Origin of the sequence: Brachybacterium alimentarium, assembly GCF_002332425.1 — a bacterium.
GTDB lineage: Bacteria > Actinomycetota > Actinomycetes > Actinomycetales > Dermabacteraceae > Brachybacterium > Brachybacterium alimentarium.
In genome coordinates this window covers 253,669-280,266 of the sequence record NZ_NRGS01000022.1, presented here as the reverse complement: position 1 = coordinate 280,266, position 26,598 = coordinate 253,669, and the positions used below count along the sequence as shown (strand labels likewise).

Sequence of the window (26,598 nt, the reverse complement as noted above, 5' to 3'; positions counted from 1 at the left end):
GGTCGGTTCAACCTCCACCGCCTGTGCTGGCTGCACCACCAGATCAAAACCGACGGCCACATCGACCCCGAACGCCCCACCACCACCAGCGATGACCCGGAGACCACTCCCCCGCCACTCGGCCTGATCCCCGAACACCACCCCACCGTGTTCCCACCACTGGAGACCCAATGGGTGATCGACGCGGAGATCCGTGCCCGCACCCGCGAGGACACCGACCTGCTCACCCCCTTCCTCGCCCGCGCACTGGACCACGCCTGGACCACCCACCTCCGCGCCCACGACGACGCCCTCCGCACCGCCACCACCGAAGCCGCACGTCCCCGCCACGACCGGATCATCGAACAACGCCAACAGATCCACACCCGCCGACCCCGCACCCGCCGACACCCGAAATACCCCGACCCCACCCCCGACCACTACAACAACCCACCCCCATTCTGAGCACAGGCGGGTGCGGACCGAGAGGTGCCCCGACTCGCAGTGCAGGCCCTGGGACCAGGGCCGCTGACCTGCCGTGCCATGAACGGCCTGTGATGACCGTCCGTTCCTCTGCGATCATGAGGGCTCCAACACATCGCCTCGAAAAGGAGTCCCATGCGTGCGCTGGTGCTGCAGGAGAAGAACCGGATGTCCATCGAGGAGGTCGAGCCCGTCGGCTCGCCCGGTCCCGGAGAGGTCCGCATCGCGATGCATACCGTCGGGATCTGCGCCTCCGACGTGCACTACTGGACCGACGGAAAGATCGGCCCGTTCGTCGTCGAAGAGCCGATGGTCCTCGGACACGAGGGCTCCGGCACCGTCGTCGAGGTCGGCGAAGGTGTCACCGACCTCTCCCCCGGCGACCGCGTCGCCATGGAGCCCGGCGTCCCGAACCCCTCCTCCCGCGCGGTGCGCGAGGGCAACTACAACGTCGACCCCGACGTGCAGTTCTGGGCCACGCCTCCCGTCGACGGATGCCTCACCGACGAAGTCATCCACCCTGCGTCGTACACGTTCAAGCTCCCCGACAGCCTCAGCTTCGCCGAGGGCGCCCTCATCGAGCCGTTCTCCGTGGGCATGTTCGCCGCCACCAAGGCCGGCATCAAGCCCGGTGACGTCGCGGCCGTGGTCGGCTCCGGCACGATCGGCATCATGACCGCGATCGCCGCCCGCGCCGGTGGTGCCAGCCAGGTCTTCATCAGCGATGTCCTGCCGGAGAAGCTGGCCCTGCTCGACGGGCTCGAGGGCATCATCCCGGTCGACGCCACCAAGGAGGACTTGGGCGAGCGGGTGCGAGCCGAGACCGGAGGCTGGGGCCCGCAGGTCGTCTTCGAAGCCACCGGTGCCGCGCCCGCCTACAAGAGCCTCTGGTCGCTGCCCGCGCCGGGCGGACGCATCGTGCTGGTCGGCATGCCCGTGGATCCGGTGCCCTTCGACATCGCCACCGCCCAGAGCCGCGGCATCTCCCTGGAGACCGTGTTCCGCTACGCGAACGTCTACCAGAAGGCCATTGATCTCGCGGCGACCGATGCCGTGGATCTCAGCCGCTTCGTCTCGGAGACCTTCACCTTCGACAACGCCGTCGGTGCCTTCGAGCGCTTCCTCGAGGGACGCCCGACGGATGTGAAGCTGCAGATCACGCTCTGAGGAAACGCACGACGGATCGAGGGCAGCGTGCCAGGGAGCGCGTTGCCCTCTCTCGCCTCGTGGCCGGCCGGTTCTCGAAAGGTTCGAGGATTCGAGGGTTCGCGGATTAGCGGGTTCACGGGTTCGAGGGTTCACGGTAATTCTGTCGCTCACCCCGACCCTGCCCCGTAGCCTCGAGCGATGAGCACCTTTGACACCGATGGCACCTATGAGGAGACCCGTCGGGCCTGGGACGACGCCTCGCACAAGCACGTGCGTGAGTACGGCGATCACCTCGCGCAAGCACGCACCGTGCGACTGCTGCCCCTCGAGGAGGAGCTGCTGCGGCCCCTGCTCGAGGGAGCGGAGGTGCTGCATCCGCAGAGCGGGCACGGCCTCGACGACCACGCCCTGATCCGGCTGGGTGCCCGCAGCGTGCTGGGGCTCGACTACAGCCCGACCGCAGTCTCCGCTGCTCAGCGGCGGGCCGATGATCTCGGCGTGCGCTGCCTGTACCAGGTCGCCGAGCTGCCGCACACCGGACTGGACCCGTCGGTCGCCGACGTCGTCTACACCGGCAAGGGCGCACTGACCTGGATGGAGGACCTCGACGCCTGGGCGGCCGAGATGCACCGACTCCTACGACCCGGCGGGCACCTCTTCGTCTACGAGGCCCATCCCCTGGTCCCGCTGTGGTCCTGGGACGCCGAGGAGACATGGGTGCGCAGCGATCGCAGCTACTTCGCCGCGAGCCACGTCAACGACACCTTCCCGGCGCGCGGAGCGACCGAGCATCAGCGCACCCTCGCGCAGGTCGTGATGACGGTGCTCGGTGCCGGATTCGAGCTGCTGCACCTGGCCGAGCACCCGGACCCGTTCTGGAAGCCAGAGGACCAGGTTCCGGCCGCGGCCTGGGACGGCCGGCTGCCCAATGCGATCAGTCTCCTTGCCCGTCGGGCCGACGCGCCCCGCACCTGATCTGAGCCGACCAGCGGTGCTGCGGCGGCTCGCGGTGATCAGCCGACACCCGTGAGCGGGCCGAGCACGTCGATCACCGCGCTCCGGCCCTGTCCGTCGGCCGCAGCATGCTCCGCCCATCCCAGCGCGGTGGCGTGGTGATCGGTGTCGAGCACGTTCGGGTCGGCGCCCAGCTCGAGCAGAGCCTGCACCAGCTCGAGATCTCCGCGATGAGCAGCGACGTGCAGGGCGGTATGCCCTCGGTGCTTCCCGTCGGTCCGACCCCAGCCGATCTCCCTCCAGCCGCCGTCGACCGGCACGTCGGAGCGGCCGCGCGCATCGACGTCGAGGCCGAGCCCGACCAGCAGACGCACCGTCTCGCTGCGACCCTCGGCCGAGGCCGCCCAGGGAAGCAGGTTCGCGCCGCTTTCCCGGAGCACCTGGACGAGTCCAGGGTCGTTCCGGGCAAGATCGCCGACGGCGGTGCGGTCCGCACGGAAGGCCGCGGCGATCAGGGCATCGGCCGACGGGCCGGGTGTCGCGCCGGTCCTGTCAGGATGCTCCGCACCGGCTCCGTGGAGGGCGGAGATCACCTCCGGGCCGCCGTACATCTCGGCGATGGCCAGGGGTGTCCGGCCGTCCTCGAACGGCGAGAGCACGTCGACCCCGTGGGCGCCGAGCAGCCGGACCCGGCCCGGGAACCTGTGCTCGATCGCCCAGCGCAGCTGGATGCGCAGTGCGGTCTCACGGTCGTGGTGCACATCGTTCATGCGCTCCCGCCAGGGGCCCGGACGGTCCCCGGAGCCGAGGCCGTAGGCGAGCAGCAGCTCGAGGTGGTCGTCGTCTGCGAGGAACTGACGGTTGTAGAGCGTCTGGTGATCGACGGGATCCGCCCCCGCCTCCAGCAGCATGCGTGCCAGAGCGATCGAGTGCGGGTGCCGGGGCTGACGTCGCGGACCCTGCTCCCCTTCCCCGAAAACCCCGGTGAGCACGGTGAACACGGACGGTCCACCGTCCCAGAGGTAACCCTCGTGAGGATCGGCGCCCGCCTCCAGCAGCGCCTCGGCGATGCCCAGCACGCGCTCCTCGGGGACCTCGGGATCAAGCCGCGAGTAGGCGAGGGTGAACAGCGGACCCCAGGCCTGCGACGTGCCCCGGCGGGCGGCGAGCGACGGATCATCCCGCAGCAGCCGGGTCACCTCGGCATGATCGGCGGCGGCCGCGGCGGCACTGATGCTGCCCGACGTCAGATCGGGGTCCGCGGCGCGCATCTCCCGGGCGCGGGCCCAGCGCTCGGGACCGTCGGCGCCCGAGTACGTGAGGCAGGCGAGCCGGCAGAACTCCTCCACGGGGCCGTGCGTCGGCGTCGCGGAATCCCAGCGGTGAGCGGCGACGGTGCGCAGATAGCGCACGAGCCGGGGCCAGCTGGGGAAACCATGGTCACGAGCGATGACGAGCTGCGCCTGGTGGAGCCGGAACTCCCCGGGATCCGTCGGGGCCCCTCCAGGGAGACGTTCCTCGACCCGTGCAACGGCGTCGGGACGTCCCGCGCGCACCTCTCGTTGCAAGCGTCTGGCCTGGTGCCGCAGATGATCGGGGTGCGGGTGATCGGGCAGATGATGGGTCGGCATGCCGACCTCCTCTCGAGAAGCCCGATGTCCGCATCGACGGGCGAAAGGAGGCAGTGCCAGCACGCTCCATGATCCAGCGCCAGGTGGGCTGAGCCCTTCCCGCGGACCGGATGCTTCCTGACCAGCGCTCCTGACCGTAGCGTCGAGGGCACGAGCGATCAAGCGGGCGATCAAGAGGGGCAGCAGCTAGCCGAGCATCGCGCGGCGCTGCCAGAACACGACCGCACTGGCCGCCGCCACGTTCAGGGAGTCCACTCCCCCGGCCATCGGGATCACGACGTGCTCGTCGACCGCACGCAGGGTGGCCGGCTTCAGACCATGCCCCTCCGCACCGAGCACGAGAGCGACCTTGCGCTCCGGCCCCAGGTCGACCTGGTCGAGGGCGACGGCGTCGTCGGAGAGGGCGAGCGCGAGCACGTCGAATCCCGCCTCGTGCAGCAGGTCCACCCCGGCCCGCGGCCACTGCTCGAGCCGCGTCCACGGCACCTGGAAGACGGTCCCCATCGAGACCCGGATGGAGCGTCGGTAGAGCGGGTCCGCGCAGTGCGGGGTCACCAGCACGGCGTCGACCCCGAGCGCCGCGGCGGAGCGGAACATCGCGCCCACGTTGATGTGGTGTCCGGCTACGATCGGCTGCAAGGAAACCGCGCCTGACCAGGCACAACGGCATAAGCGCTTATCGCATGAGCAATTGGATAGATCATACCGATAGCGACGACTCTGGCTTTTGTATCGCAGTGAGTGAGGATGCCGAAGCGCCGAACTGCGATGAGATCGAGACGGCTCCGGCACTTGTCCAGGTGGCGTGCTGACGGGGATGCGGGCGGTCCTGCAATGTAGATTGGAACGTCGGACACACCGAGCGAGGTGGTGGTTTCGCCGAACGGTGCCACACTGCGAGATCGCCGAGCATTCGAGGAAGGAGGGGCATTGATGATCAGCAGCCCGTTCAACACGAGCGCGTCCAACTTCGGCAACGCGGCGATGCAGACGGCCGACGTCCCGTGGGACACTCCTGTGAAGATGCGGCTGGGAGCCGACGGGCCCGGTGAGACCGGCGCGTACATCGAGGTCAGCACCACTCGTGGATTCGCCAAGCGGATCCCGATCGACGAGGCACGCTTGTCCGAGTGCCGGCAAGAGCAGGACGGTGCGGCCGGGATCGCGCTGTGCCAGCAACTCGTCGACGACCTGGCCGCGCGGATCAAGACGGCCGTGGCCGAAGCGGTGCGCGGTTGAACGGCCAGGCCGAGATGCTCGAACATGCCGCACCCTTGCGTGCCTGGCTGAATGCGCAGATTGTGGCGCGTGAGCGGCTGTGCCGCCAGCGCCCTTCGTGCTGACCTCAGTCCCCAGGCTCCCCACCCCCAGTGGCAAGTCCCCGGAACCGCTCGAAGAACCTGGAGAGCGCTTCGATGACCCGCTTCTTCTTGTCGCCATGGTTGGACTCGCGGTTGAACCGCGACACGGGTGGCAGGATGCGGGTGATCTCGGTGCCCGCTGTGCGCAGCTGGCCGTCCCGGAACGCGGCATCCACGAACGACCGCGTCTGCTCCAGCTTGAGCTTGTGCGTTTCGATGAGCTCTTGAAGCTCGGCCTCTCGCTTCGCGGCGATGTACGCCTGCCACTGCTCATCGACCGCGCCCTGCAGCGACACCGACTCGACGAAGTCCTCGACGAGGTCGCGCTTGCTGCGGAGGGTCGGGCTCGCGTCGACGGCGCGGGTGATCTCGGCGCGGACTTCCTTGTCGTCTCCGTCGCCCTTCTCGGCGCGGAGCTTCTCGACGAGCATGAGGATGTAGTCGACGTTGATCTCGACCTGCTTGACGAGCTCGATCTCGAACACGACGTCGTCGTTGATGACTTCTCTGTCGCCGTCACGATCGCGCGTGAACTCATCGCGTAGCCGCAGGTAGACGCTGGTGTAGTCCTGCCGCTGTCGCTCGGTGAGCGGATCGTTGCCGTCGAAGTCGTCGAAGGACGTGAGGATGTTCTGCAGCCGCAGGATCGCGCCGAACAGCTGGATGAAGTCCTTCTGCGCCTGCTCCCCCACGATCTGCTGCCCGATCGGGAAGTGCGTGAGCAGTTCGGTGACCTTGTCGACGTACTCGCCGTAGTAGTCGCCGTACGGTTTCAGCAGGACGACGCCGCGGGCATCCTTGTTGCCGAACAGCTCCAACGCGGCGTTGGTCTCCTCCTCGAGATCGCGGAAGGCGACGATGTTGCCGTAGGTCTTCACCGAGTTGAGGATGCGGTTCGTGCGCGAGTACGCCTGGATCAGGCCGTGCGCGCGCAGGTTCTTGTCGACGAACAGCGTGTTCAGCGTCGTCGCGTCGAAACCGGTGAGGAACATGTTCACCACGATGACCAGGTCGATTTCGCGGTTCTTCATCCGCTGCGACAGGTCCTTGTAGTAGTTCTGAAACCGGTCCGCGCTCGTGTCGTAGCTGGTCCCGAACATGTCGTTGTAGTCCTGGATCGCGTCTTCCAGGAACGAGCGCGCGTCAAGGTCGAGCGCATCGGTGTCGAACGCTTCATCATCGAGGATGCCGTCGGCTTCGGCCTCGTTCGCACCGTAGCTGAAGATCAGCCCGACCTTCAGGCGCTTGTCCGGTGGAAGCTCCGCCATCTGCATCTGGAACTGGTTGTAGTAACGGCGCGCGGCATCGATCGACGCGGTCGCGAACAGCGCGTTGAATCCGCGAACTCGCTTCCGCTCCTTGAGTACCTCCGCCTGACGCCGACCCCGCACCGAGTCGGCGACGTTCGTCACAACTCCGTGCTCGTAGCTGGATGAGCGCTTCGTCTTCTGATCGAAGTGCTCCAGCGTGTACGCCACGACGTCCCGGATCCGACGCACGTCCAGGAGAGCTCGCTCGCGGTCGATCGCAGAGACCTGTGAGTCATTGGGGTTCCCGACCTTGATGGTGTTGATGTAGTCGATCCGGAACGGCAGCACGTTCTTGTCCGTGATGGCGTCGACGATCGTGTACGTGTGCAGCTTGTCGCCGAACGCCTGCTCGGTCGTGCGCAGCTGAGGATTTCCACCGCTGCCGGCGTTCGCGGCGAAGATTGGCGTGCCGGTGAACCCGAACAGGTTGTACCGTTTGAACGCGCGCGTGATGTCGGTGTGCATGTCGCCGAACTGCGATCTGTGGCACTCATCGAAGATGATCACCGCGTGGCCGGAGAACACCTCGTGGCCCTTGTTCGCCTTGATGAACGTCGACAGCTTCTGGATCGTCGTGATGATGATCCGCGCACCGGGATCCTCGAGCTGCTTCTTCAGGATCGCCGTGGACGTGTTCGAGTTCGCCGCACCCTTCTCGAACCGGTCGTACTCGCGCATCGTCTGGTAGTCGAGGTCCTTGCGATCCACGACGAACAGCACCTTGTCGACACTCGGCATCTTCGATGCGAGCTGCGCTGCCTTGAACGAGGTGAGCGTCTTGCCTGAGCCGGTGGTGTGCCAGACGTATCCTCCGGCATCGAGTGTGCCGAGCGTCTTGTAGTTCGTCGAGATTTGGATCTTCTGCAGGATCCGCTCGGTCGCGACGATCTGGTACGGGCGCATCACCAGCAGGTCCCGATCTGCGGTGAGCACGCAGTACTTCGTCAGGATGTTCAACAGCGCATGCTTCGCGAAGAACGTCTTCACGAACGCTGTCAGTTCGGTGATCGGACTGTTGTTCGCATCAGCCCACCAGCTGGTGAACTCGAACGAGTTGCTTGTCTTCTTTCCCCTGGCCCCGGCGCGGGACTGCATATGCTCGGCAAGGTGCCTGTTGCGGGTGCTGTTGGAGTAGTACTTTGTGAGCGTGCCGTTGCTGATCACGAACAGCTGCACGTATTCGAACAAGCCCGAGCCCGCCCAGAAGCTGTCTCGCTGATAGCGATTGATCTGGTTGAAGGCCTCCCGGATGTCCACGCCACGACGCTTCAGTTCGATGTGCACCATCGGCAGCCCGTTGACGAGCACGGTCACGTCGTAACGGTTGGCGTAGTTCGCACGACCCTCGCCGGCGTCATCCTCGCCGTGTCCGATCTCGTACTGGTTGATGACCTGCAACTGATTGTTGTGGATGTTCGTCTTGTCGATCAGCGCGATGTTCTTCGTCGTCCCGTCGTCGCGCCTGAGGATCTGGACGTGATCCTCCTGGACGCGGACTGACTTCTCGACGATGCCGTCGTTGGCACTTGCGATCTTCGTCGTGAAGAACTGCTCCCACTCGGCATCCGAGAAGGTCATTTTGTTGACCCTCTCGAGCTGCATGCGGAGGTTCGCGACCAGATCTGTCTCCGATGTGATCGGCAGGTAGTCGTACGCCTGCCCCTCGAGGAGCCGGATCACCTCGTTCTCGAGTGCAGACTCCGACTGATACGCATCAGCCTGCGATGGATCGTGAACATACTCGGCGACAACCGTGCTCTCCGACGAGACCGCGATCGGATCGAAAGTACGCGCGGGCGCATCGCTCATACAGTCAGCTCCTTGAACGTCAGGAGGCGGTCGCGATAGTGCTCGTACTGCTTGCGACGAGCAGCGAGCTCAGCCGGGAGGCCGATGCTGATGTCGTTGACGAGGCCGTCAAACCTTTCGAGGCGATCAACGATTCGGTTCTGCTCCTCGATGCTCGGAACCGGAATCGTAAGTCCGGTTACCTGCCCCTTACTCAGGTGGGTCTGGTCAACTCCGTTGTCGTGCTTAAGTAGTCCACGGTTGCGGTCGAGCAGAAAGTGAAGAAACTTCGGATTCATCTCTGCAGTCTCCTTCACGGTAATCCGCGCCACCCGCTGGTTGATTGCGTAGCTGTCGTCGCGATCAACAAAGAACGTCCGCGCCAGGGCCCGCCCATTCGGCAGGTCACTAAGCACCAGAGCAACATCGCCAGTTCGCCCCGGCGTGAGCACGTCCGCAAGTGGTACGTATCGATTGGCTTCACCATTCCGGGAGATGAAACGCGCCGTCACAAGTGGAATCTCCGCGCCATCAACCACAAGCTTCTCGTGGGCCTTACCGTTGGCATAAACGGCGACTTCGTCCAGACGGCGGCGGGGAACTTCTTCCTTGAATGTCAGGAACTCGGCACGATAGTGCTCGTACTGGGTTCTCCGGGCTTCCAGCTCCGCTTCCAGCTCCGCTTCTAGCTGGGTGAACTTATCCAGTACTCGCACGATCTCGAGCTGCACCTCGAGATGCGGCACCGGGATGCGCATACCCGAGACGCTCCGAGGGTAGACATGCGGAACACCGCCGCCACTCTTGAAAGAGTGCAGGAGCTCCTGCTGGGATTGGAGCCAGAAATAGAGATACCGCGCATTGACTCGATCGTCCTTCGGAACCACCGTGAAAGCGTCGGACACGTAGATCGGTTTGCTCCAGTAGCTCACGAATCCGGCGTATGCACCCGAGCCCGCAATCGCCACAGTTTCGCCAGCACGGTTGCTCTCATTGTGGAAGTATGCAGGAGTCCGCCCGCCAGCAATTACAGGAACTGGCCCGTCGACCACGCTTTTCTTGGTGATCGCCGTGCCTCGTTTCAGTACGGCGACCTCGTCAACGCGCGAGTACTGCACGCCCGTAGGAGTAAGCTCCTGAATCAGGTCATCGATGCGGCTCATGCGAAGAAGTCCTCGTCGATCTCGACGACCTTGTAGGTCTCTTTCACTTGCACGCCGACGCCGTACCGGATCATGAGGCTGGTGAGGCGCTTGCCGTCGATCAGGATGATGCGGGTCGGCACGTTCTCGGCGTAGGTGCGTGCGCCGTCGGAGAAGCGGCCGGTCGTGATGAAGACGCCACTGTCGGCTTTACCGCTGAGTGCTCCAACGAAAGCCTGGAGGTCGGGGCGTCCGACAGCTTTGCCGTCGTGATAACGCTTGGCCTGGATGTAGACGCGGTTGAGGCCGAGGATGTCCTGGTCGATGACACCGTCTATGCCTCCGTCGTTCCTGAGCTGGGTGACGCTGCCGGCCCCGGTGGTGCCGCCGTAGCCCATTGACAGCAGGAGATCGACAACCGCCTGCTCGAAGAAGCCTGGGTCTTTGTCCTGCAGCCTAGTGAGCAGCTCGACCGCGATCTCGTCGTGGATGCGCTCGATGCCGCTCTGCACCTGCTCGGTAGGAGTCATCGACGACTCTTCGGTCGGAGCGGTCATTGCAGGCGCGCTCGTCTTGCGGGTCGTAGTCGCCACGTACTCGCGGATCGGCGAGCTGGGATCCGCACCGAGCGCCTTGATGTCACGTTCCTTGGCACCGTTCGGAAACAGCTCGATGAGCTGCTTGCCGGCATCAGTGATCTGGTAGTGACCGCGCTTCGGACGTCTGAGCGCGCCGACGTTCGTCAGGAACGAGACGCCCCAGCCGATGCGGTTCTCATACTTGAGCGCGCCCCCGGACGGAAGCATCTCCTTCTTCTGCTCATCGGTGAGCTGCGCCTGATCAGCTACGAGAGGCTGAAACTCGCGCCAGTGGCGGATGATGCCATCGCTCATTACCTTGAGCGTCGGGATCATGAAGCCTTCCCAATTGGGCATGTCCGTCATGACCGCGCACCTTCCAGATCCGCCACGATCTCGTCGATTGCGGTGCGGAGCTCGGCCTGGCGCGCGACGATGCGCGCGATCTCGGCGTTCAACTCCGCGATGTCGACTTCCTCGCGAGTGTCCTCGGCCTCTACATACGACGACACCGCGATGTTGTAGTCGTTGGCGGCAATGTCCTCGTTGCTCACGACGGTGGTGAAGTAGTCCTCGGGCTCGCGCGTCGTGAACGCCTCGAGGATCCTCGCCTGGTGCTCCTCGAGCAGCTTGTTCTTGTTGCCGACCCGCTTGAACTCCGCCGAAGCATCGATGAACAGCACGTCGCCGGTCTTCTTCGACTTCTTCAGCACGAGGATGCAGGTCGCGATCGTCGTGCCGAAGAACAGGTCGGGCGGCAACTGGATCACGGTATCGATGTAGTTGTTGTCAACGAGGTACTGCCGAATCTTCCTCTCCGCTCCCCCGCGATACAGCACTCCAGGGAACTCGACGATCGCTGCCGTGCCGTTCACCGCCAACCAGCTGAGCATGTGCATCGTGAACGCGAGGTCGGCCTTCGACTTCGGCGCGAGGACTCCTGCCGGTGCGAACCGTTCATCATTGATGAGCAGTGGGTTAGCGTCGCCGTCCCACTTGATCGAGTAAGGCGGGTTGGAGACGATCGCCTCGAACGGCTCGTCATCCCAGTGCTGTGGATCGGTCAGGGTGTCGCCGTGGGCGAGGTTGAAATCGGCGTAGTTGACGTCGTGCAGGAACATGTTGATCCGCGCGAGGTTGTACGTGGTCAGGTTGATCTCCTGACCGTAGAACCCCTGTCGGACGTTGTTCTTGCCGAGCACCTTGTCGAACTTCAGCAGCAGCGACCCGGAGCCCACCGCCGGGTCGTAGACCTTGTTGACCTGCTTCTTGCCGACCACCGTGATGCGCGCCAGCAGCTCGGAGACCTCCTGCGGCGTGTAGTACTCCCCACCAGACTTGCCGGCGTTGGCGGCGTACATCTGCATCAGGTACTCGTAGGCGTCACCGAACAGGTCGATCGAGTTGTCCTCCCACCGCCCCAGCGGCAGGTCACCGATCGCGTCGAGCAGCTTCACCAGCTTCTGATTCCGCTTGGCGACCGTCGAGCCCAACTTGTTGCTGTTGACATCCAGATCATCGAACAGACCCTTGATGTCGTCCTCGCTGTCCGTACCCATCGCCGACGCCTCGATGTTCTTGAAGACCCGCTCGAGCGTCTCGTTGAGATTCTCGTCGCCCGCGGCACGATCGCGCACATTGGCGAACAGGTCGGACGGCAGGATATAGAACCCCTTCTCCGCGACAACCTCGTCGCGAGCGAACTCCGCGTCAGAATCCGCCGCCAGCCGGTAGTCAAACGACACCTCGCCCGCGTCGTGCTCGTTCTTGTTGAGGTACGCCGTGAGGTTCTCAGAAATGAACCGGTAGAAGAGCATTCCCAGCACGTAGGACTTGAAGTCCCACCCATCGACGCTGCCGCGCAGGTCGTTCGCGATGCGCCAGATCGTCTTGTGCAACTCTGCTCGCTGCGCCTCTTTGGTCGTCGGTGCCATAGGTCTGTCTCCTCCGCGCCACTGCGCAATCACGGTGTTGGGTGGTTTGCTCTCACGATATCGGGCACGACTGACACTCGGGATTCCAGCCATCATCACCTCGTCGCGTAGAACGCCACGGCTGCTGCTGCCGTCACGTTCAACGAGTCGACTCCGCCCATCATCGGAATCGTGACCCGGCGATCGAGCAGCGCGTCCGTCTCCGGGGTGATGCCGTGGCCTTCGGTGCCGAACACGAGAGCGAGGTTCTCGTGGTCCTCGGCCACGAGCTCGTCGAGGGTGATCGCGCCCTCCCCCAGCGTCATGCCGGCCAGGACGTAGCCAGCCGCCTTGAGCCCCGCAATGCCCTTCTCCCACTCGGGGATCCGCGTCCACGGCACTTGGAAGACCGTGCCCATCGAGACCCGCACCGCGCGTCGGTAGAGTGGGTCAGCGCAGGTCGGAGACACCAGCACCGCATCGAGGCCCAGGGCTGCGGCATTGCGGAAGGCGCTGCCGACGTTGGTATGGTCAACGAGCCCCTCCAGCACCGCGATCCGACTGCGTCTGCGAGGCTCGGCGGCGGGTTCCGGATGGGCTAGTTTGGGACCACACACGTTGGTGTGGTCGACGATGTCCTCGATGACGGCGACGGTGCGGGCGGTGCGCAGCACCTCGGCCACCTCGGGCAGCTGCGGACGCTGCATGGCGGCCAGCGCGCCGCGGTGCAGATGGAAGCCGGTGAGCTGCTCGATCAGCGGCTCTGCCCCGACATACACCGGGACCTCGGGGAAGGGCGTGTACAGCGGCGCGAACTTCTCGAGCCACTTCTCGCCCATGAGGAAGGAGCGCGGTGCCATGCCGGCGTCGATCGCGCGGGAGATGACCTCGTAGCTCTCGGCCATGAACAGGCCCCGCTCGACCTCGACGCGGGACCGCAGGCGCACATCGGTCATGCGCAGGTAGTCGTCCAGGGCCGGATCCGAGAGGTCCGTGATCCGATGCAGCTGTGTGGACTCCACCGCCGGGTCAGTCCAGCGAGAGGGAGCGCGCGGTGTAGCGGTCCCCGCGCTGCTCGACGACCAGCGGCAGCCCGAAGGTGCGGGTCAGGTTCTGCGAGGTGAGCGTGTCCTCGATCGGTCCGGCCGCGACCACGCCTCCCTCGCGCAGCAGCACGACGTGCGTGTAGCCCGGAGGGATCTCCTCGACGTGATGCGTGACCAGCACGGTCACCGGCGTCGCGGGGTCCTTGGCCAGGCGGCCCAGAGTGCGCACCAGGGATTCGCGGCCGCCCAGGTCCAGGCCCGCGGCCGGCTCGTCCAGCAGCAGCAGCTCGGGGTCCGTCATCAGGGCACGGGCTGCGAGCACGCGCTTGCGCTCACCCGTGGACAGGGTGCCGAACATACGGGTGGAGAGATCACCGACGCCGAACGCCGCGAGCAGCGTGCGGGCCCGCTCGAGATCGAGCTCGTCGTACTGCTCGCGCCAGCGTCCCACCACACCGTATCCGGCGGTGACGACGACGTTCTCCGCGGTCTCCTCGACGGGGATGGTGTCGGCGAGCTCCTGGCTGGCCAGACCGATCATGGGGCGCAGCTCGAAGATGTCGACCTTGCCGAGCTGCTCGCCGATGATCTCGACGGTGCCCGCGGTGGGATGCATGCGGGCGGAGAGCAGACCCACCAGCGTCGACTTGCCGGCGCCGTTGGGGCCCAGGACGGCCCAGCGCTCGCCCTCGGCGATCTCGAGGGACACGGAATCGAGGATGTTGCGCCCGCTGCGGCGGACGACGACATCGGTCAGGGAAGCAGCTGCGACGGACATGCCTCCGAGCCTATCGTCAGAATCGCTGCCGGGTCCCCTCGTCCGCGACCCCACCTCGCCCAGGAACCGTGCAGTCGCCCACGCCCACGGGCAACGTCTCCCGGAGCCGCTGCGCTCTCGCGTCTCGCCGGACCGGCCCCGCCGGCACCCCTGCTCCCCGTAAGCTGACCGCGCCCGAACCGCCCTTCCAGGAGGTCGCAGTGCCGCAACGCCCCGTCTCCCTGACCGCTCCGCGAGGATCGGTGGCGGCCGACGTGATCGGCGAGGGCATCGATGCGCTCCTCGGGACCTTCGCCGAGGAGATCCCCCTCGATTTCCCGGCCGAGGTGCTCGCCGAGGCGGAGCAGGCCGCCGCCCGCGCCCACCGGGACGCCGACGGCGCCGAGGCGGCTGAGCGGACAGACCGCACCGAGGTGCCCTTCGTGACGCTGGACCCCGCGAGCTCGACCGATCTGGACCAGGCGATGCACCTGGAGCGACACGGCGGCGGGTTCCGGGTGCTCTACGCGATCGCCGACGTGCCCTGGTTCGTGGCCCTCGGCGGGCCCCTGGACCGTGAGGCACGCCGACGCGGACAGACCGTCTATCTCCCCGATCGTCGGATCCCCCTGCACCCCGAGGTGCTGTCCGAGGGCGTCGCGTCCCTGCTGCCGGACCAGGACACCCCCGCGTTCGTATGGGTGCTGGATCTGGACGGCATCGGGGAGATCCGCGGTATCGGTCTCGAGCGCTCCCGGGTGCGGTCGGTCCAGAAGCTGGCCTACGAGGAGGTCCAGGCGGAACTGGACCGCGGCGAGGGGCATCCGATGATGGTCCTGCTGCAGGAGATCGGCGCGCTGCGGGCGCGGCAGGAATCGGTCCGCGGCGGTGCGAGCCTGAACGTCCCCGAGCAGGAGGTCGTCGAGGAGGGCGAGCGGCTGCATCTGGGCTGGCGTCGGCCCCACCCGATCGAGGATGCCAACGCGCAGATCTCCCTGATGACCGGGATGGCCGCCGCTCAGCTGATGCTCGAGCACGGCGCGGGGATCCTGCGCACGATGCCGCCCGCGCAGGCCCAGGCGATGGACCGGTTCCGCCGCCAGGCGGAGGCACTCAGGATCCCCTGGCCGACGGGCCAGGCCTATGGCGAGTTCCTGCGCTCGCTGGACTGGCAGGACCCGGCCCATCTCGCGCTCCTGAACCACGCCACGTCGCTCTTCCGGGGTGCGTCCTATGCGGGGTTCACGAGCGCCGACGAGATCCCCGAGGACACCGTGCAGGCCGCGATCGCCGCCCCGTACGCGCACGCCACCGCACCGTTGCGTCGTCTCGTGGACCGCTTCGTGCTGCTCGTGTGCCATGCCCATGTGCAGGGCCGGGCGCCGGATCCCGACCTGCTCGCCGCGCTCGGCGAGATCCCCGAGGCGATGCGCGGCAGCGGCGCGAGGGCGGGCGAGCTCGAGCGGGCGGCGCTCGACCTGGTCGAGGCCGCGGCGCTGGCCACCTGGCAGGGCGAGACCTTCGCCGCCACCGTGATCGATCGGCGGGAGGGCAAGCAGGCGGAGGGCGCGGCTCCGACCCGCGTCGAGGTCCAGCTCACCGACCCGCCGGTCACCGCATGGGTCCCGATGGACGCCGATCTCGGCGCCGTGGTGCGGGTGCGGCTCGAATCCGTCGATACCGCCGCCCGGCACGCGGAGTTCGTCGCGGCCGACGGGGTCCGGTCATGAGCGAGGCGGCCGCCGGGAGGGACCTGGTCCCCCTGCCCCGGGCCGCGGTGCTCATGCTGTGGACCTCCGCCTATCTGCGCGGGGACATGGGGCCCGACGATGCCGCGGAGATGAGCCACGGCGTGGGCCGCAGCGGACCGGCCGGTGACGGCGAGGACCTCTTCGCCTGGATGACCGGCCTGCGGCGCCTGCCGCTCGCCCAGATGCGGCTCGTGCTGCCGGTGCCCGGAAGGATCGCCGGGCTGGTGGGGCCACCTGCGGCGATCCCCGCGGCGATCGAGGCGGAGCAGGCGGTGGTGGTGACGGCCGCCGGGATCGCCGACCACACGCTGGTCCCGCTGATCACCCCGGTCGAGCATCCCAGCGGCGCCGTGCACGGCGTCTCGTGGAGTCGTCTGGAGGCACCGATCGGCACCCACGTGGCGCCACCGGCGACCTCCGGCCACGCCCGGGAGGAGCTGCTGCTGGCGCTGCGCCGCGTCGCCGAGGGAAGCATCGACCTCGACCTGGTGCCCGACGAGCCCGTCGAGCCGGCACGGATCCCTCCCACCTGGATCTCGACCGCGCTCCCCCGTCATCTCGACGAGCGTTCCGCCCACCTCCTGGTGCTCGCCTCGCGCACCCTGCTGCTCACCCGCTCCGAGATCGACGAGGGCCACGGGCACACCACCCATCTCGCCGAGGCGCTCGCACGTCGCGGACTGCTCGACGAGCTGCACGACGCCGCCCGCACGGCCCTGGTGGAGGCCGTGGAGCGGGTCGTGGCCTGAGAGCGCAGACCGGCCGTCAGGACTGCTGGGCGAGAACCGTGCGGTAGACCTCCAGCGTGCGCTCGGCGATCGAGGTCCATGAGAAGTGCTCGGCGGCGCGGCGGCGCGAGGCCTCCCCCATCTGCCGTGCCCGCTGCGGATCCGAGACCATCCGCACCAGCGCGTCGGTGAGGTCGGTGACATAGCGATCGGGATCCACCGGGGTTCCGGTGCCGTCGTCGAGCTGGTCGAGCTCGACCAGGTAGCCGGTCGTCCCGTCGTCGACGACCTCGGGGATGCCCCCGGTGGCGGAGGCGACCACGGGGATGCCGCAGGCCATCGCCTCGAGGTTCACGATCCCGAGCGGCTCGTACACGCTCGGGCACACGAACGTCGTGGCGTGCGTGAGGATCTGGGTGAGCTCGTGGCGCGGCAGCATCTCGGTGATCAGGTGGACGTTGCCCCGGTCTCGTGCCAGCTCCCCGACGAGCGCGTCGACCTCCGCAGCGATCTCGGGGGTGTCCGGCGCCCCCGCGCACAGCACCACCTGGTACTCGCTGGGCAGATCGCGCACGGCGCGCAGGAAGTAGGGCAGGCCCTTCTGCCGGGTGATGCGGCCGACGAACACGATCGTCGGCGCCTCCGGGTCGATGCCCCGGGAGGTCAGCGCCGAGGTCTCCGGATTCGGGGACCACTCCTCGATGTCGATGCCGTTGTGGACCACATGGACCTTCGCGGGGTCGACCGATGGGTAGGCGCGGAGGATGTCCTGGCGCATCCCGGCGGAGACCGCGATGACCCCCGCCGCGCCCTCGTAGGCGGTGCGTTCGGCGAACGAGCTGACGCGGTATCCCCCGCCGAGCTGCTCGGCCTTCCACGGGCGCAGCGGTTCGAGCGAATGCGCGGAGAGCACGTGGGGGATGCCGTGGAGCAGCGAGGCCATGTGACCTGCGAAGTTGGCGTACCAGGTGTGGGAGTGGACCAGGTCCGCGCCGGCGCAGTCCGCGGCGATCAGCAGGTCGGTGCCGAGCGTGCTGAGGGCCGCGTTCGTGCCCGCGAGCTCGGCGGGCGCGCTGTAGGAGGTCGTGCCGTCCTCCTCGCGCGGCGCCCCGAAGGCGCGCACCTGCACGTCGATGGACGGGCGCAGCACTCGGGTGAGCTCGGCGACGTGCACCCCCGCACCCCCGTAGACCTCCGGCGGATACTCCTTGGTGAGCAGATCCACGCGCATGTTCGACCCCTGTCCTCTGAGATGTTCGAATGTGGCCCGGTGGCCGTGACCGGTGCCACGTCTGGTCTATCCTCGCACTATGTCGTCCAAAAAGGTCCTCGCCATCGTCCTCGCCGGCGGTGAGGGAAAGCGGCTGATGCCGCTGACCCTCGACCGGGCGAAGCCTGCTGTCCCGTTCGGCGGTATCTATCGCCTCATCGACTTCGCGCTGTCGAACATCGCGAACTCCGGATACCTCCGCGTAGTCGTCCTGACCCAGTACAAGTCGCATTCGCTGGACAAGCACATCGCGCAGACCTGGCGCATGAGCTCCCTGCTGGGCAACTACGTCGCCCCGGTGCCCGCGCAGCAGCGCATGGGCAAGCACTGGTATCTCGGGTCGGCCGACGCGATCTACCAGTCCCTGAACCTCCTCCACGACGAGAAGCCCGACTACGTGGTCGTCGTCGGCGCCGATCACGTGTACCGCATGGACTTCTCCCAGATGGTCGACGCGCACATCGAATCCGGCAACGCCTGCACGGTCGCCGCGATCCGGCAGCCGATCGACCAGTCCGACCAGTTCGGCGTCATCGAGACCGACTCGTCGGACCCCACCCGGATCACGGCCTTCGTCGAGAAGCCGACGGACCCGGAGGGCCTCGCCGACGATCCCGCCTCGATCCTCGCCTCCATGGGCAACTACGTCTTCACCACGGAGGCGCTCGTCGAGGCCGTCACCCGCGATGCGCAGGACGAGAGCAGCAAGCACGACATGGGCGGCGACATCGTCCCGTACTTCGTGGATCGCGGCGAGGCGGGCGTCTACGACTTCATCTACAACGACGTGCCGGGCTCGGGCGATCGCGATCGTGACTACTGGCGCGACGTCGGCACCCTGGACGCCTTCTACGACGCCCATATGGATCTCATCGCGATCCACCCGGTGTTCAACCTGTACAACTACGACTGGCCCACCTTCACCGGGCACCGCAACGAGCCGCCCGCGAAGTTCGTGCACGCCGGTCCCGGCCGGGTCGGGACCGCGGTGGACTCGATCATCTCGCCCGGCGTGGTCATCTCCGGGGCGCAGATCTCGAACTCCGTGGTCTCCCCCGGGGTGCGGCTGAACTCCTGGTCCAGCGTGTCCGACTCGGTGATCATGGACGGGGTGTCCGTCGGCCGCCACAGCCAGATCCACCGGGCGATCATCGACAAGAACGTCGTGGTCCCTCCGCGCACCCAGATCGGTCTGGATCCCGAGCAGGATCGCGCCCGCGGCTGGGTCGTCACGGAGTCCGGCATCACGGTGATCGGCAAGGGCACGGTCATCGAGCCGTGACCGCCGCAGCATCAGCGCGCCCGGCCGTCGCCGGGCTGCTCGTCTCCGATGTCGACTCGACCTTCCTCACGCAGGAGGTCATCGAACTGGTCGCGGAGCACGCCGACGTCCGCGACCGGGTCGAGGAGATCACGACCGCCGCGATGCGCGGTGAGCTCGACTTCTCCCAGTCCCTGCGGGCCCGGGTGGCACTGCTCGAGGGGCTCGAGGAATCCGTGCTGGCCGAGGTGCGCGCCGTGCTGGTGCCGACGCCGGGCGTGCTCGAGCTGGTCAGCCGGGCGAAGGCCGACGGATGGATCGTCGCTCTCGTCTCGGGTGGGTTCCACGAGGTGATCGACGAGCTGGCCGCCGCCTCCGGCATCGACCATGTGCTCGCCAACCGGTTCGAGATCGAGGGCGGCCGGCTCACCGGGCGGGTCTCCGGCCCGATCATCGACGGCACCGCGAAGCGGCACGCGCTTCAGGAGTACGCCCGCATGTACGGCGTCCCTGCGGAGCGGATCGTCGCCATGGGTGATGGCGCCAACGACCGCGAGATGCTGCAGGCCGCCGGAACCGGCATCGCCTTCCGGGCCAAGCCTGCCCTGCGCGAGGTGGCGGACGTGAGCCTGGAGGGCCCGTCCCTGCTGGACGCGTGGCCGCACCTGCAGACCGCGGCGGTCCGCTGAGCCGTCAGCTCAGGGGCGCACCACGGTGTGCACGGTGAGTGCGTCCTCCCCCAGGTCCGACCAGTGGTCGAGGGCCCCGGAGAGCACGCCCATCCCGCCGGTGGGCATCCCGATGCGCGCCTGGGCGATGGACCCCGGATCGGAGTCCTCGTCCCCCAGGAGCGAGATCAGCGCGGCCATCGTCGGCTCATGTCCGATCACCATGACCACCCGATGCTCGTCGCCGACCTCGCGCAGCAGACCGAGCAGATCCCCGACCCCGCCGTCGTAGATGTCCTCGTGGAAGGTGACGGTCCCCTCGAAGCCCGGCATCGCCGAGACGGCGGCCTCCCAGGTCTGCACGGTGCGCACCGCATCGGAGACCAGGACGCGCGCCGGGAGCACGTGCTGCGACTCGAGGTACTCACCCACGAGTCTCGCCTGGGCCTCTCCTCGCTCGGCGAGCCGGCGCTCGTGGTCCATCTGGCCGGAGCCGCTCTCCGCCTTGCCGTGACGCATGATCAGCAGCAGACGACTGTCGGGGTCTGAGGATGACGAAGATGACGAGGTGGTCATGGAGGTGCGTTCACGCCTTCGTTCGGTGGAAGTTCCGGATCAGTGTCCCATGCCCAGACCGCCGTCGACAGGGATGACGGCACCGGAGATGTAGGCGGCATCGTCGCTCGCGATGAAGGCTGCGACCCGGGCGATCTCCTCGGGCGCGGCGAAGCGGCCCGCCGGGATCGCCTTCTTGTAGCCGGCCTGCACCTCGTCGGCCAGAGCAGCAGTCATCTCGGTGTCCACGTAGCCGGGGGCGATCACGTTGGCGGTGATGCCGCGCGAGCCCAGCTCGCGCGTGATCGCGCGGGCGATGCCGACGAGGCCGGACTTCGAGGCGGCGTAGTTGACCTGGCCCGGGGAGCCGTACAGGCCCACCACGGAGCCGACCAGCACGATGCGGCCCTTCTTCTTGCGCATCATCGACTTGATGACCCGCTTGACGACTCGGAACGACCCGGACAGGTTCGTGTCGAGCACGGTCTCGAACGAGTCGTCGCTCATCCGCAGCAGCAGCTGGTCATCGGTCACGCCGGCGTTCGCGACGAGCACCTCGATCGGGCCGTGGGCGTCCTCGGCCGCCTTGATCGCGGCGTCCAGGCTCTCCCCGTCGGTGACCTCGGCCGGGACGGTGAGCGCTCCCTCCGGACCGCCCTGCCCCGAGCGGCTCGTCACGGTCACCCTGTCGCCGCGGCGGACGAACTCCTCGGCGATGGCGCGGCCGATCCCCCGGTTCCCTCCGGTGATCAGGACACTGCGCGGCTCGATGGTGGCGTCGGACATCTGGGCTCCTTGCGATGGGGGCTGCGAACTCGTAGGACGTGCGTGCTCTACGATACGTGTCGAGACAGTGTCGGGAATCGTGGGGTGCCCGTCCGCGCATTCCAGCCTCGGGAAGGTCCTACTCAGATGGCATACCGCTTCAATCCGCCGCCGAACTGGCCGATCGACGACGCGAACTGGAGCCCGCCTCCGGGATGGCAGCCGGATCCGTCGTGGGGCCCGGCCCCGGAGGGCTGGAACTTCTGGGTGACGTCCGACCTCGCAGACGACACCGCGGACGACACGGCCTCCACTGAGCCCGACGTGACGCCGGAACCCGCTGACGGCGGGAACGACGATGCGGAGGAGCCCGTCGAGACCTCCCATCTCGAGGACTCGTCGACCGATGACGCGCTGCAGCCGCGTGCTGCGGAGACCGACGAGTACCTCGGGCCTGATCTCGAGGCCGATCTCGCGCAGGCCGCACCCTATGAGTCGGCTGAATCAGCTCAGTCAGCTCAGTCAGCGCCGCCCGTTCCGCCGGAGACTCCGGTCCAGGACCAGAGCTATGGCCCCGGCCAGGGCTACGACCAGCAGTACCAGGATTATGGTCAGGCGTCGCCGGCGCCCGCCTACGGCACTGGCTACCCGTCCTCGCCCGCCTACGGGCAGTCGCCTGCCGAGGGCCTGCCGAGCGCGGACTCCGGCGAGAACTGGACCGCGACCACTGCCTCCGGCGAGCCTCCCCGGAAGGGCGTCGTCGCCCGGTTCTGGTGGCTCGGATGCATCGTGCTGTTCCTGGTGGCCGCACTGGTCGTCGCGGTCGTCGGCGGGATCCTGCTGCTGGGCGGCGATGGGAACGCCGAGGAGGAGACCACCACCGCGCAGGAGCAGATCGCCACCGAGGAGGAGGCGGCGACCGAGGCGGAGGGTTCCGAGCCCGCGTCGCCGGAGCCGACCACCCCGCTGCCCACGATCGATCCCTCCGCCGAGTCCAAGCAGGTCACCGGCGAGAACGGCTCCGGCGAGGTTGCCGTGAGCATGGAGTGGAAGAAGGCGGAGGACCTGCCCAGCGCCTACGGCGGCACCGTCCAGCCGGCGGAGAACGGCGAGTACCTGGTGATGACTGCCGAGGTCACCGTGACCGAGGGGTCGATGAGCTTCGCGAACTACGCCTTCAGCGTCAAGACCCCGTACGGCGGGAGCGTCGACTCGGCGACGGAGACGTACGCCCTGGACGAGTCGGGACTCGACTACGACTCCTCCTACGAGTTCACCGAGGGCGAGACCTACACGATCACGGTGCTCTTCGACTTCGTGAAGGCGGGCGGCAACACGCTGCAGTACAACAACTACGTCGACGTGTACTCCTGGGACGTCCCTGCGTGACCGAGCAGTTCAACCCCCCGCCGAACTGGCCGGAGCCGCCCCGGGACGGGTGGACCCCGCCGACGGACTTCCGCCCCGGGCCCGGCTGGGGGCCGGTCCCGGCCGGATGGCGGCTCTGGGTGTCGCACGGCGCACAGGCCTCCCAGGACGCAGCGGCGGCCCCGCTGCTCGACTCCGAGGACGTCCCGGCCAGCGGGGCACGTCCCCGCGATCGGGTCAGCACCTACCCGATCACCGTGGTCAACCCCGGGATGTGGAGCCATAACCACCTGGAGGACGAGGACTACGGCTTCCCACCCGCGAAGCCGGTCACGGACCGCCCTCGCCTGCGGCTGGGAGTCACCATCACGGTGACCGTGCTCGGCTTCGTGCTCGCTGCGCTGACCGCGATCGCCTTCGTGCTCCTGGTGGGCTTCGCCGTCGACGATCTCCCGGCAGCGCTCAGCGACAGCGGCACGCATCTGCTGACGACGCTGCCCGGGGCATACGGAACCGTCCTCGCACCGGTCGCCGGATGACCCAGCGATCAGCACTGCGCCGCACCCTCCTCAGCCGTGACTTCCTGCTGGCCGCCCTGGGGGTGCTGCTGGCCTCGGCACTGTGCGTGGGCCTCGGCTTCTGGCAGTTCGGCCGTTTCGAGGGCAAGCGCGATGTGGCCGCCGTGGTCGAGGCCAACTACGAGGCCACTCCCGTTCCATTGGACGAGGTGCTCCCGAGCCCGGGAGCGGAGCTGGACGCCACGGACGACTGGACGCCGGTCGAGCTCACGGGCAGCTATTGCACCGACCCGGACTGCGTCCTGTACGTGAGGAACCGTCAGCTCGACGGCGACGTGGGCTTCTGGCAGCTCGCCCCGTTCCACAGCGACGACGGCGAGACGCTCCTCGTGGTCCGCGGCTGGGTGGGCTCGCAGGGCGACGTCTCCGCCCCCGCGGACCCGCCGGCCGTGCCCGAGGGCGAGCTGAGCATCACGGCCCGCCTGCGACCGGCCGAGCCGACGCTCGATCGGAAGATCCCTGCCGGTCAGGTCCACTCGGTCAACCCGCCCCAGGTGGCAGAGCAGCTGCCGGAGGAGGAGCCCCAGCTGGTCACCCGGGCGTACGGCGACCTCGCCCAGGAGGACCCGGAGCCCTCCGCCCGCCCCCGCGCGCTCCCGGATCCCGACACCTCGCTCGGCCCGCATCTGTCCTACTCGGTCCAGTGGTGGCTGTTCGCGCTGTTCTTCCCGGTCGCGCTGACCCTCCGCACACGGCGTACCGTGCAGGAGCTGGCCGAGGACGACGCCCAGGACGGCTCCCCCGCTGCCGCCGACCACCGACCCCGACGTGTGCCGCGCACCCGTCGACCCACCCAGGACGAGGAGGAAGAGGATGCCCTCATCGACGACCAGCGGAGCTGACCGACGCACCGACCGCCGCGCTGACTCGCGCCGAGCTCCCGCATCGAGGTTCCTGCCCGGCCCGCGGCCGCGCAGGATCGCCCACCGCGGCCTCGCGCTCGACGGTGCCGAGAACACCCTGCGCGCCTTCGAGGACGCTCTCGCAGCGGGCGCAGACATGCTCGAGACGGATACGCGCGCGACGGCCGACGGGCTGGCCCTCGCCGTTCACGACGAGGACCTCCTGCGCACCGCCGGGGATCCGCGACGGATCGCGGAGCTCACGGCCGAGCAGGCCGGAGGGGTGCGTCTGGCCGGGGGCGAGCCGCTCGCGATGCTCGAGGACGTGCTGGGGTCCTTCCCCGACGTGCCGGTGAACATCGATGTGAAGGCGCCCTCCGCCATCGGGCCGGCGGTCTCCGCGATCGCCCGCACACGCAGCGCCGACCGCGTGTGCATCGCGGGCTTCGACGGCGCCATCGTGCGCAGGACGATCCGCACCGTGCAGGCGGCGACGGGGACGCTCCCGGTGCACAGTCCCTCGCGCGGCGTGATGGCGTCGTTCCTCGCCGCTCGCGCCGTCGAGGCCCCCGATCGGGTGATCCGTCGGATCCTCGCGCCGTACGGTGCGCTCCAGGTCCCGGAGCAGCACCAGGGATACCAGGTCGTCACCGAGGCGAACGTCGCCGCGGCCCACCGGGCCGGCTGCGAGGTGCACGTCTGGACCGTCGACGACCCGGTGACCATGCACGATCTGCTGGTCAAGGGCGTGGATGGTATCATTACCAACCGCGTCGACCTGCTCTCGGAGCTGCTCGACGGAGCGTGAGCACGAGACATGGCGAGCCGGAACAAATCCGGGCCATCGTGCGTTGCCACCCATAGACCTCACCGGGCGGGGTTCCGTCCGCCCGCCCTCATCCCCCGCCAGGAAGCGAGACCCGCATGAGCAGCCGAAGCTTGCGAGGCACCCGACTGGGTTCCCTCTCCATGGAGACCGACGAAGGAGTCCTCGCGGCTCCGCGTCAGGAGGCGGTCTACGACTGCCCCAACAACCACACGATCGTCCTCCCGTTCTCCGTCGAGGCCGACGTCCCCGCTGTGTGGGAGTGCCGGTGCGGTGCCTCGGCACTGCTGCGCGACCACGAGCGCCCCGAGATGAAGCCGGGCAAGCCGGTCCGCACCCACTGGGACATGCTCCTGGAGCGTCGCAGCGAGGAGGACCTCCAGGTGCTCCTGGACCAGCGTCTCGCGCTCCTGCGCGCCGGCAAGCTCCACCAGCGTCGGAACCTCTGACCGGTCTCCGCGCGAGAACAGCGCCCCCGTCCTGCCTTCTCGGCGGGGCGGGGGCGCTGTCGTGGTCGGCGGCTCGGGAGGGGCTCAGTCCTGCGCGATGGTGGGCGGCGTGGGGCCGTCGCCGTCCCGCGGCTTCTGTGCGTCGAGGATGATCTCGCCGTCGATGACCCCGTGGCCGCTGCGGCGGTAGAGCACCCGGCGGGCGCTGCCGGAACCACTCGCGAGGCCCACCGCTTGGACCGACCTCCGCTGCACGGGGGTGATCAGGAGCACGATCCCGATCAGATCGGTGAGGATCCCGGGGAAGAAGAAGAACAGCGCCGACAGCAGGGTGAACGCAGGGCGCGAGAGATGGTCCTGGACGTCACCACGGCCCCGGACCGCCTGCACCAGGGAGCGCAGGCGCACGAACGACTGCTGGCCGGCGGCGACCAGCAGGGCGATGCCCACCACCCAGCCGATGGCGATGATCAGCACCGACCACCACAGGCTGGTGTTGATCCCGATGATCACCAGGATCGTCAGCTCGAGCAGGCCGAGCACCACGATCCCGACGGGCAGCAGCGAGCCCCAGCGCGAGGATCGGCGCGACGGCGCGGTCCCGGTGGAGCTGTCGGCGGGTCGGGGGCCGGTCCCCTGTGCTGAGCTCATGCGAGTTCCCTTTCTGTGGTCCTCGGATGTCGCCAGACTAGTGCAGCACCTTCAGGACCTGCTGGGCGCCGCGTGAGAGTCCCCAGAACGTGACCAGCACGAGCGCTTCGCGCACGATGCGCGGGGACATCTTGCTGGCCCCTTCGGTGCGCTCGTCGAAGTCGATCGGCACCTCGGCGATCACGGCGCCCTCCGCCCGGGCACGACGGGTCATGTCGACCTGGAAGCAGTATCCCTGGGAGGCGATGTCCTGCGCCACGAGCCGCTGCAGCAGCTCGGCGCGGAAGACCCTGAACCCTGCCGTCGCATCCCGCACGCGAAGGCCCAGCAGCGCCCCCACGTAGAGGTTCGCGACACGGGAGAGCAGCAGGCGCGACAGCGGCCAGTCGTGCACGCGGCCGCCCGGCACCCAGCGCGAGCCGATCGCGAGGTCGGCGCCCCGACGCACGGCCTCCAGCAGGCCGGGCAGCTGCTCGGGCCGGTGGGAGGCGTCGGCGTCCATCTCCACGAGCTGCGCGAAGCCGTGCTCGAGCCCCCAGCCGAAGCCGGCCAGGTAGGCGGGGCCGAGCCCTTCCTTCCCAGCGCGGTGCAGGACGTGCACGTGGTCGTCGCGGTGCGACACCTCGTCGGCCCACTCCCCGGTGCCGTCCGGCGAGGAGTCGTCGACCACCAGGGCGTGGGCCTCCGGGACGGCGTCGCGCAGCCGTGCCAGGGTTCCCGGCAGCGCCTCGCGCTCGTCATAGGTGGGGATCACGACGAGGGTGGGCGGCAGGGGTGCGGTGGACGGTCTCATGC

Annotated in this window: 23 protein-coding genes and 3 pseudogenes; 13 read left to right on the top strand and 13 right to left on the bottom strand. The window is 67.9% G+C overall.

Translation table 11 applies throughout. The annotated features are described in order from the left end of the window. From CIK71_RS17780 to CIK71_RS13670, 3 genes and pseudogenes are all read left to right on the top strand, one after another. Positions 1 to 444: pseudogene (locus tag CIK71_RS17780) on the top strand (hypothetical protein); the annotation flags it as partial. Positions 445 to 597: 153 nt separating this feature from the next. Then, positions 598 to 1,629, top strand: coding sequence for an NAD(P)-dependent alcohol dehydrogenase (locus tag CIK71_RS13675; RefSeq protein WP_096166217.1), 1,032 nt, complete (start codon positions 598 to 600; stop codon positions 1,627 to 1,629). A 180-nt stretch (positions 1,630 to 1,809) separates the two neighbouring features. Beyond that, positions 1,810 to 2,586 carry a class I SAM-dependent methyltransferase gene (locus CIK71_RS13670; RefSeq protein WP_096166216.1) on the top strand — a complete coding sequence of 259 codons (777 nt, stop codon included), beginning with the start codon at positions 1,810 to 1,812 and terminating at the stop codon, positions 2,584 to 2,586. Between the two features lie 38 nt (positions 2,587 to 2,624). On the opposite strand, the gene CIK71_RS13665 is transcribed toward CIK71_RS13670, so the two are convergent. Continuing rightward, complete coding sequence (locus CIK71_RS13665) at positions 2,625 to 4,196, bottom strand: ankyrin repeat domain-containing protein (RefSeq protein WP_096166215.1); 1,572 nt, start codon at positions 4,194 to 4,196, stop codon at positions 2,625 to 2,627. Positions 4,197 to 4,382: 186 nt separating this feature from the next. After that, positions 4,383 to 4,811 (bottom strand): annotated as a pseudogene (locus tag CIK71_RS13660) (TrmH family RNA methyltransferase); the annotation flags it as partial. Between the two features lie 318 nt (positions 4,812 to 5,129). Between CIK71_RS13660 and CIK71_RS13655 the strand changes: the two are divergent. Beyond that, positions 5,130 to 5,435 carry a hypothetical protein gene (locus CIK71_RS13655; protein ID WP_009881334.1) on the top strand — a complete coding sequence of 102 codons (306 nt, stop codon included), beginning with the start codon at positions 5,130 to 5,132 and terminating at the stop codon, positions 5,433 to 5,435. Positions 5,436 to 5,541: 106 nt separating this feature from the next. Here CIK71_RS13655 and CIK71_RS13650 read toward each other — a convergent pair whose 3' ends face one another. The 6 genes from CIK71_RS13650 to CIK71_RS13625 all read right to left on the bottom strand — a co-directional run bounded on the left by CIK71_RS13650 (position 5,542) and on the right by CIK71_RS13625 (position 14,112). Further along, positions 5,542 to 8,676, bottom strand: coding sequence for a type I restriction endonuclease subunit R (locus CIK71_RS13650; RefSeq protein WP_096166213.1), 3,135 nt, complete (start codon positions 8,674 to 8,676; stop codon positions 5,542 to 5,544). Further along, the gene (locus tag CIK71_RS13645) at positions 8,673 to 9,818 is read right to left on the bottom strand and encodes a restriction endonuclease subunit S (RefSeq protein WP_096166212.1); all 1,146 of its coding nucleotides are present in this window, start codon (positions 9,816 to 9,818) and stop codon (positions 8,673 to 8,675) included. Before CIK71_RS13645 ends, CIK71_RS13650 begins: the two co-directional genes overlap by 4 nt. Beyond that, a complete protein-coding gene (locus CIK71_RS13640; RefSeq protein ID WP_096166211.1) occupies positions 9,815 to 10,741 on the bottom strand; it encodes a restriction endonuclease in 927 nt (308 codons plus the stop codon). The genes CIK71_RS13645 and CIK71_RS13640 overlap by 4 nt, the downstream gene beginning before the upstream one ends. Continuing rightward, positions 10,738 to 12,309: a type I restriction-modification system subunit M gene (locus CIK71_RS13635; protein ID WP_096166210.1), complete on the bottom strand. Its 1,572-nt coding sequence runs from the start codon at positions 12,307 to 12,309 to the stop codon at positions 10,738 to 10,740. Before CIK71_RS13635 ends, CIK71_RS13640 begins: the two co-directional genes overlap by 4 nt. A 95-nt stretch (positions 12,310 to 12,404) precedes the next feature. Beyond that, complete coding sequence (locus CIK71_RS13630; protein WP_096166238.1) at positions 12,405 to 13,244, bottom strand: TrmH family RNA methyltransferase; 840 nt, start codon at positions 13,242 to 13,244, stop codon at positions 12,405 to 12,407. A 73-nt stretch (positions 13,245 to 13,317) separates the two neighbouring features. Beyond that, the gene (locus tag CIK71_RS13625) at positions 13,318 to 14,112 is read right to left on the bottom strand and encodes an ABC transporter ATP-binding protein (protein WP_096166209.1); all 795 of its coding nucleotides are present in this window, start codon (positions 14,110 to 14,112) and stop codon (positions 13,318 to 13,320) included. A 200-nt stretch (positions 14,113 to 14,312) separates the two neighbouring features. On the opposite strand from CIK71_RS13625, the gene CIK71_RS13620 reads away from it, so the two are divergent. Together CIK71_RS13620 and CIK71_RS13615 are read left to right on the top strand one after the other, a co-directional pair. After that, positions 14,313 to 15,821: an RNB domain-containing ribonuclease gene (locus CIK71_RS13620; RefSeq protein ID WP_096166208.1), complete on the top strand. Its 1,509-nt coding sequence runs from the start codon at positions 14,313 to 14,315 to the stop codon at positions 15,819 to 15,821. After that, positions 15,818 to 16,591, top strand: coding sequence for a hypothetical protein (locus CIK71_RS13615; RefSeq protein ID WP_096166207.1), 774 nt, complete (start codon positions 15,818 to 15,820; stop codon positions 16,589 to 16,591). Before CIK71_RS13620 ends, CIK71_RS13615 begins: the two co-directional genes overlap by 4 nt. Positions 16,592 to 16,607: 16 nt before the next feature. Here the strand turns inward: CIK71_RS13615 and glgA are convergent. Further along, a pseudogene (gene glgA / locus CIK71_RS13610) lies at positions 16,608 to 17,822 on the bottom strand (glycogen synthase); the annotation flags it as partial. Positions 17,823 to 17,880: 58 nt separating this feature from the next. Between glgA and glgC the strand changes: the two are divergent. Both glgC and serB read left to right on the top strand, forming a co-directional pair. Continuing rightward, positions 17,881 to 19,122: a glucose-1-phosphate adenylyltransferase gene (glgC, locus tag CIK71_RS13605; RefSeq protein WP_096166205.1), complete on the top strand. Its 1,242-nt coding sequence runs from the start codon at positions 17,881 to 17,883 to the stop codon at positions 19,120 to 19,122. Then, positions 19,119 to 19,790 (top strand): phosphoserine phosphatase SerB, encoded by a 672-nt coding sequence (serB, locus tag CIK71_RS13600; RefSeq protein WP_096166204.1) that lies wholly within the window; start codon positions 19,119 to 19,121, stop codon positions 19,788 to 19,790. The genes glgC and serB overlap by 4 nt, the downstream gene beginning before the upstream one ends. A gap of 9 nt (positions 19,791 to 19,799) precedes the next feature. On the opposite strand, the gene CIK71_RS13595 is transcribed toward serB, so the two are convergent. Both CIK71_RS13595 and fabG read right to left on the bottom strand, forming a co-directional pair. After that, a complete protein-coding gene (locus CIK71_RS13595; protein ID WP_096166203.1) occupies positions 19,800 to 20,345 on the bottom strand; it encodes a SixA phosphatase family protein in 546 nt (181 codons plus the stop codon). A 39-nt stretch (positions 20,346 to 20,384) separates the two neighbouring features. Beyond that, on the bottom strand, positions 20,385 to 21,110 hold the full coding sequence (fabG, locus tag CIK71_RS13590) for a 3-oxoacyl-ACP reductase FabG (RefSeq protein WP_096166202.1): 726 nt from the start codon (positions 21,108 to 21,110) through the stop codon (positions 20,385 to 20,387). Between the two features lie 126 nt (positions 21,111 to 21,236). Between fabG and CIK71_RS13585 the strand changes: the two genes are divergently transcribed. The 5 genes from CIK71_RS13585 to CIK71_RS13565 all read left to right on the top strand — a co-directional run bounded on the left by CIK71_RS13585 (position 21,237) and on the right by CIK71_RS13565 (position 25,152). Further along, positions 21,237 to 22,478 carry a hypothetical protein gene (locus CIK71_RS13585; protein ID WP_096166201.1) on the top strand — a complete coding sequence of 414 codons (1,242 nt, stop codon included), beginning with the start codon at positions 21,237 to 21,239 and terminating at the stop codon, positions 22,476 to 22,478. Further along, on the top strand, positions 22,475 to 22,996 hold the full coding sequence (locus CIK71_RS13580; protein WP_245857574.1) for a hypothetical protein: 522 nt from the start codon (positions 22,475 to 22,477) through the stop codon (positions 22,994 to 22,996). Before CIK71_RS13585 ends, CIK71_RS13580 begins: the two co-directional genes overlap by 4 nt. After that, positions 22,993 to 23,877, top strand: a complete 885-nt coding sequence (locus CIK71_RS13575; protein ID WP_096166200.1) for an SURF1 family cytochrome oxidase biogenesis protein — start codon at positions 22,993 to 22,995, stop codon at positions 23,875 to 23,877. The genes CIK71_RS13580 and CIK71_RS13575 overlap by 4 nt, the downstream gene beginning before the upstream one ends. Further along, positions 23,849 to 24,685 carry a glycerophosphodiester phosphodiesterase family protein gene (locus tag CIK71_RS13570; RefSeq protein ID WP_096166199.1) on the top strand — a complete coding sequence of 279 codons (837 nt, stop codon included), beginning with the start codon at positions 23,849 to 23,851 and terminating at the stop codon, positions 24,683 to 24,685. Before CIK71_RS13575 ends, CIK71_RS13570 begins: the two co-directional genes overlap by 29 nt. Positions 24,686 to 24,801: 116 nt before the next feature. Further along, positions 24,802 to 25,152 carry an RNA polymerase-binding protein RbpA gene (locus tag CIK71_RS13565; protein WP_096166198.1) on the top strand — a complete coding sequence of 117 codons (351 nt, stop codon included), beginning with the start codon at positions 24,802 to 24,804 and terminating at the stop codon, positions 25,150 to 25,152. Between the two features lie 84 nt (positions 25,153 to 25,236). Here the strand turns inward: CIK71_RS13565 and CIK71_RS13560 are convergent, their stop codons facing one another. Together CIK71_RS13560 and CIK71_RS13555 are read right to left on the bottom strand one after the other, a co-directional pair. Further along, positions 25,237 to 25,803, bottom strand: coding sequence for an FxsA family protein (locus CIK71_RS13560; RefSeq protein ID WP_096166197.1), 567 nt, complete (start codon positions 25,801 to 25,803; stop codon positions 25,237 to 25,239). A 37-nt stretch (positions 25,804 to 25,840) separates the two neighbouring features. Continuing rightward, the gene (locus CIK71_RS13555; protein WP_096166196.1) at positions 25,841 to 26,596 is read right to left on the bottom strand and encodes a polyprenol monophosphomannose synthase; all 756 of its coding nucleotides are present in this window, start codon (positions 26,594 to 26,596) and stop codon (positions 25,841 to 25,843) included. Between the last annotated feature and the right edge of the window lie 2 nt (positions 26,597 to 26,598).